Below are 6,188 nucleotides of genomic sequence, written 5' to 3'. Positions count from 1 at the left end.
GTCAGTGCGATCCGCACCGCATCTTCCCTAAATTCGTCTGTTCGTTTCAGTCCCATGCTCAGTCTCCTTTGTTGCAGTAAATGCTATCAAAGGAGCGGCATCAAACCGTGACAGGTCCAAATGCCTTACTTCCCAAACTTCTCTCTTGCGTTAATCGGGGACAATTTCTAGTACTATAGAGTGAAGAACGTTCGCGCTGGGGTAAGCAAATGTATACCCACCCACATCGACAACCAGACGTTGATACTGAACCAAATCATGAAATTCTGCGCGGCATCGGAGGTTGGCAATAACCCGACCTTCGCTGCGTTTTGCGCCGACGTCGGCAGTGCGGACAAACCAGCCATCAGTGGCCCATGCCTCAGAGTCATCTCTCAGTGTTTCCTTGGTCTCTTTGTGATCTGAATGAAACTTGATCAGGGTTGCAAGCTGCGCAGAAACAAACGGACTTCATGCATCATCTGAGCCCAAGTATCCTCTTGAGGAAGAGGAATATGATTTCTGCTTTCCAGCGAAACATATTTTGCCTCAGGGATTTCGCTTGCGAGGATGCGTCCTTGTTCAACCGGTTGTACCGCGTCCGAAATCGCATGTATGACCAATGTTGGGGCGCAAACGGACTGCAATAATTCCGAAACATCAAACCGGTCTATTATTTTCCTCAACTGAGCTGCATTCTCCGAGGATATCGTTTCGGTTTGCATCTTAACAAATCCGTCCAACTGCTCAGGTGTTGCATCTGGCATAAACAGTGTCGAGAAGGCATTTACAAACGGACTATCCGGCTTGCCCCAGCCCGCTCTGATCAATCCCAGAATCGTGTCTTCATCAATGTCTCCCGGTGCGGCCTCGCGCAGTGCACGCCCTTTTGCGTATCCGCCATACAAGATTAACCCGGTTACACGCTCTGGACATCTTTGAGCAAAGCGGATGGCGACGGGGACAGCTTGTGACGCAGCAAATATCGGGAAACGATCCAAGTTGTTGGCATCTGCAACAGCCTTTAAATCATCAACAAAAGCATCAAGATTAGCCCCATCAAGGTCGCGAGAAGATAAACCAGTGCCTCTTTGATCGTAGCGATAAAGCGTGTGCTTTTCTTCGAGGGCTTCGATCAATGGCCTCCAGACAGGGCTATGCCAATCGAGTTCCAAGTGAGAAAGCCAATGCGCAACTCGGACCAGAGGTGGCCCATTGCCACTTTTCGAAAAGGCGATCCTTGCCCCATGTGAGGAGCGGGTGAAACGTATGTTTTGCGTATCAGAATGGCTTACTTCGTGAGCACGTGGAACCGCTTCTTCAGATTCTTGCACTTCAACATTCAGCCTAAAACCTCGGCCGTGAACTGTCTTGATGATCGTCTGTTCTCGGCCGGTGTCACCAACCGCTTTCCGAGATGCATTGATACGGGCGCTGATCGTCGCGTCAGAAATACTCAAACCTCGCCAAACGTTTTCGACGAGTTCATCTTTTGTTACCAACCGTCCCCGCTTTTCGACAAGCGCCAACAATAAATCAAAAACTTGCGGCTCAAGATGAACGGCCAGTCCATCCCGAAGAAATAAATGTTTTTCAGGGTCGATTACGCAATTTGAAAATCTGTATGCCATGGAGCATTGAACCGCCTTTAGCCAGCAATACTCAAGAACTTTAAATGCAATCAAAGGCGAATATTCGAAATGACAAGGAATTCTAAAGCTGGTCTTCAAGCTTTGACGTGGTCCTTCGTTTCTACTGGTTTCATCGCAAACGAGGAGTTCCGGTCATGCAACAATATGAAACACTACAAATCAAATATCGCGCCGATGGGTCAATCGATACCGCTCATTACATAAAGATTGGACGGCAAGCGCGAGCGGATCAGGCACTCAAATTTGCCAGACAGGCGACACCAAAGCGCAGGATTTTCTCGTTTTGGTTTTGGTCATTCAGGGCATTGGGAACCTGACATGCCTACGCGCACAGTGCGCCGATTTGAGGGTCTGGCCAGCCCTCGTATTAAATCGGCCCTGGTCCCCAGAACCCGAAAAGCGCCCCTACAGGCAATTCTCCGGTTTCTGGGGGCACCAGCTTTGGTCAAAGGCAAAAGGCCAGTAGGAAGTGGTGTCCGCACTTTATAAAAAAGAGCCGCATGGATCAACGAGATCCCTTCGCCAACATTTGCTGCGCTACAGAATATTGGAAAAGGGGCTCGATGCAGCCATTCGCTGCGCGGATCACGAAAGTCGGCAATTGGCCGCAAGCCGATGTCGCTAATAAGAATGAAAACACGCTGCGTGTTTCCCATGAACTAACATTTGCGGTCAACTAGCCGCATATCTTTGATCTTGCAGCCGTTGTGCTAGTTTAAATTTTGGACAAATTTTTGTGACCGAGCAATTTATTCTAGACGGAGGCTTTTTGTTGAGAGTGGCAAGTATAGTCCAAATCGCCCTCCCGCAATCAAAAAAATAAAACAATTACAACGCTCTAACGCCCAAAGGAGGGCTATACGCGTTTGGGCTGTTTGAGCAGTGTCCGGCTAATGTCTGATTTGAGCCCAACTTCTAAATCTCCTCAACAACACAAAAGTATGGTGACCCACTACACCCTTTTATAAGTTCCGCGTCCACTCTGGTGCTGACTACTCCACATTCATGCCCAGAAAAAATCCGAGAATTCAGAATTGGTGTGGTTTTGTGCCCCAATGAATAAAGTCGCTTTCGCCATTTTAACAAGTGGACGTCATTACGAATTCTATTCTGATCTCGAAGAGCCGAACAAACTTGACAGTAAACCGTTCTTTTCCGTCGATTTATTAGATGTTTCCGCAGCCAATCTCGCCGAAATTAGAAAATTCGAGCGGACATCATTCGACGTTGAAAAAAATCCTAGCGACAGCAGAGCGCCTAAAATATGTTTCACTTGTCAAAAAAACACTAAATTCATTGTTCGAAGCACCGCAACCATACTTTGTGAAAATGATTGCAAGCGAGGTACACGAGGGGAGGGTTACCGCCCAAGTTCGCGATACCGTCGAAAGCGCAATCAAAGCAGCTTTCAAAGACATTGTTAGGGATGAGGTCCAATCTAGGCTTTCTTCTGCCCTTGCAAGCAACGTTGACACCAATACCGAAGATAACAGCCCAGAAATCGAGAGCGCTATTGTCACAACAGAAGAGGAGGTTGAAGGTATGCACGCCATTCGTGCAATCGTTCGTGATGTCGTGATGTCGTGATGTCGTGAGCGCAAGTCGGGTTGGAATTCGAGATTCAAAATCTTACTGTGCGGTATTAATAGACGACAATAATCGAAACTCACTTGCTCGCATGCACTTTAATAGAAAACAACTCTACCTCGGATTGTTTGATGGCGAGACCGAAGAGCGCGTAGCAATTGATAGTGTGGATGCTATCTACGATCATGCTGAACGCTTGCAGACCACAGCGGCTCGCTATTCGAGCGAGTAAACCCTGTACGGCTAAAGTGGATTTTTGTCAGTAAGCTATTTTCGGTCCTGAGCCGACCTTGGAGCATTTTGCAGCTAAAATCAGGTTTGAGCCCTCTTTACCAAATGCTGTACCACGCACATTTCGACACGAAGGGGGGAAGCCGGACTTTCGCTGCGCCCGCAAACTAAATTGGGTAACTTGTAGAAAGCGGACGTTCGGGGCTCGAAACCCCTCTTTTGCCGCAAGCGTCCGGCCTGACTGCTTTGCCGCTGAGAAAGTGTGATCGGCTAGTGTCCGCTTAGGATAGCGGACACTATGGGGCTTTGAATGGCACGTCGGACGAAACGGCTTTGGGCGGATGAAGAGAAACGGTCGATCTGTTTTCAGACGACGGCAGCAGGTGTTTCGGTAGCGAAGAATACAATCGCTCGCTCGTAACATGAAAGCGGCCTCAAAGAAATCAGCTTGCTTTCATAGAAAAGACCGAGGCAATACAGCCTCGGTCTAAACAAACTAAAATGACAGCGCTGTTTTCAGCGAGCCGGTGAGGCGATCAGTTTGCCCCAGCGCGCATCTGTTTCATGATTTCGCTAAAGTCGAACGATGTGGCCTCCTGAACAGGCGGGTAGTCGATCAATGTTTTAATATGTGCGTTCAGCAACTCTTGTAGCGGCTCATTAAGCCATTGCTTTCGCTGCACGATACCAGACCGATCACCTATCTCGTCGAAGCTTTCAAACGGATCCATTCGTATGTTGAAGAAGACAGGGAACTTCTGTTTGACGTAAGTATCATAGTAGTTCTCACTGGTCGCAAAATGCAGTTTCCACGGACCGAGGCGCACCGCCTTGATGTCGCTTTCGTAGTAGTAAAGGAAGTCGTCGCGGTTGCTTTCGCTGCTTTCGCCGGTCCAGTACGCCAGATTGTCGACGCCATCGATGACTTGCTGCTGTTCCGCAAGAATGCGGTCGGCCACGTTGGGTTCCCCCGCAGCAGTCGCCAGCGTCGGCAGAACGTCCATATGGGCCTGAATGCCCGTCAGAACAGTACCCGCCGGAATCTGCCCGGGCCAGCGCACCATAAAGGGCACCCGTAAACCACCCTCGTAGGTGGTCATCTTCTCACCCCGGAAGGGCGTCGTACCTCCATGTAGCTTGGCGCTGTGTTCCGGGCCGTTGTCAGTCGAGTAGATGATGATCGTTTTGTCGAGAATGCCCATCTCTTCCATGTCCGCCAGCAGATCACCGATCATCATGTCGTGCTCGATCATGCCGCTACCATAGAAATCGTGCTCTGTGGTGAACGGTGCCGCGAGATAGCGGCTTTCGTCGGTCAGATGGGTGTAAAGGTGCATCCGGCTGGGGTTGAGCCAGACGAAGAACGGCACCTCAGTATCAACGCTGCGTTGCATGAAATCGACAGCCGCACCAAAGAATTCTTGATCCACCGTTTTCATCCGCTCGATGGTCAATTGCCCCGTATCTTCAATGGTCTGCGTTCCCACACGGCCGAAACGCGGGTCCTCGGTCGGGTCGTCAACATCAGTTGCGGTTGACCGCACGACACCGCGCACACCGTATTTGGCAAAAAACTCGGGATCCTTGGGATAATCGATCTGCTCTGGTTCTTCAGATGTATTGAGGTGATATAGGTTGCCAAAAAACTCGTCGAAGCCATGCATGGTCGGCAGGTGTTCATTGCGATCGCCAAGGTGGTTTTTGCCGAACTGGCCGGTGGCATAGCCTTGCAGCTTTAGAACTTCCGCGATGGTCGGGGACTCCGGTTGAAGACCCAAAGTAGATCCCGGACGTCCAACAGTCGTCATACCGCTACGAATAGGGTATTGCCCGGTGATGAATGCGGCCCTGCCAGCCGTGCAGGAAGGCTGCGCGTAATGGTCAGTGAACATCACGCCTTCGCGTGCGATCCGGTCGATATTTGGTGTGGTGTAGCCCACCGTTCCGTGACCGTAGGCGCTGACATTTTGCCAGCCTACGTCATCGGGAAATATAACCAAAATATTTGGTTTTTGAGAGTCTTGTGCAACGGTTGCCGTTGCAAACATCAAGCCTCCAGCGAGAGCAAAGCCCAGTGAAAATCGCATTTTAAAATGGCCTCCATGAAAATATTGCCAGCATCAACCTTACTAATATACGGCCACTTCACAGTTGAGCAATAAATTTCATCAAACATTTTGGCGAATGGAACTTTGGGTGCAAGTTCATAAAACCATCAAAAGGGTGGCTGAACTGCGCTACAGAAACGAGGGCGAGAGTCTTTGGATCATGCGAATGCAGCGTGTGTCCAGTCTAGGGCTTCTGCAGCACAGCACCTAAAGTCTTGGCGAAAGCACAGTTTTCGCCAAAGGCCGCGTCTAAGCCAATCTGAGAGAAGGTCGAGAAAGTCCGCTTCTCGATTGTTGACACCGGCAGCAGCGAACGGGCGGTTTGAATTCGGTGTCACATGACGAGTTTCAATGGCCGCTTCGGTGAAATTGGCTGCATTGCAGCGATGAGGCAGCCGCAGTCGCGAAAGATTTTTGGCTAAGCATTCGCTGCGTGGGCACTGTCAGAAGAAACTGACTTGAACAGGGTAGTGTGGTTTCGTAGCTTCGGCGATAACAAAACCTTCGCCATTTCGCTACTTCAAAACCAGTCCTGAGATTATTCGCCTAGCGGTGATGCTCTATGTCCGATTTCCTCTCTCACTTCGAAACGTAGAAGACTTACTGCACGAACGAGGGATCGATGTCAGCC

At 49.8% G+C, this 6,188-nt stretch carries 4 protein-coding genes and 1 pseudogene; 3 read left to right on the top strand and 2 right to left on the bottom strand.

Annotated features, from left to right (window positions below; translation table 11 throughout):
* Positions 1-416: 416 nt before the first annotated feature.
* Entirely contained in the window at positions 417-1,709 is a 1,293-nt protein-coding gene (locus AB9F29_RS20925) for an alpha/beta fold hydrolase (protein ID WP_369757127.1), read from the bottom strand.
* A 1,092-nt stretch (positions 1,710-2,801) separates the two neighbouring features.
* On the opposite strand from AB9F29_RS20925, the gene AB9F29_RS20920 reads away from it, so the two are divergent.
* Both AB9F29_RS20920 and AB9F29_RS20915 read left to right on the top strand, forming a co-directional pair.
* Positions 2,802-3,218 (top strand): hypothetical protein, encoded by a 417-nt coding sequence (locus AB9F29_RS20920; RefSeq protein WP_369757126.1) that lies wholly within the window; start codon positions 2,802-2,804, stop codon positions 3,216-3,218.
* Between the two features lie 91 nt (positions 3,219-3,309).
* On the top strand, positions 3,310-3,450 hold the full coding sequence (locus AB9F29_RS20915) for a hypothetical protein (RefSeq protein ID WP_369757125.1): 141 nt from the start codon (positions 3,310-3,312) through the stop codon (positions 3,448-3,450).
* Between the two features lie 535 nt (positions 3,451-3,985).
* Here the strand turns inward: AB9F29_RS20915 and AB9F29_RS20910 are convergent.
* Positions 3,986-5,536: an arylsulfatase gene (locus tag AB9F29_RS20910; protein ID WP_369757124.1), complete on the bottom strand. Its 1,551-nt coding sequence runs from the start codon at positions 5,534-5,536 to the stop codon at positions 3,986-3,988.
* A gap of 513 nt (positions 5,537-6,049) precedes the next feature.
* On the opposite strand from AB9F29_RS20910, the pseudogene AB9F29_RS20905 reads away from it, so the two are divergent.
* A pseudogene (locus AB9F29_RS20905) lies at positions 6,050-6,188 on the top strand (IS6 family transposase); the annotation flags it as partial.

Source organism: Falsihalocynthiibacter sp. S25ZX9 (assembly GCF_041205405.1).
GTDB classification, from domain to species: Bacteria; Pseudomonadota; Alphaproteobacteria; order Rhodobacterales; family Rhodobacteraceae; genus Falsihalocynthiibacter; species Falsihalocynthiibacter arcticus.
The sequence above is the reverse complement of the archived record's forward strand: the minus strand, read 5'-3'. Positions and strand labels throughout refer to the sequence as shown.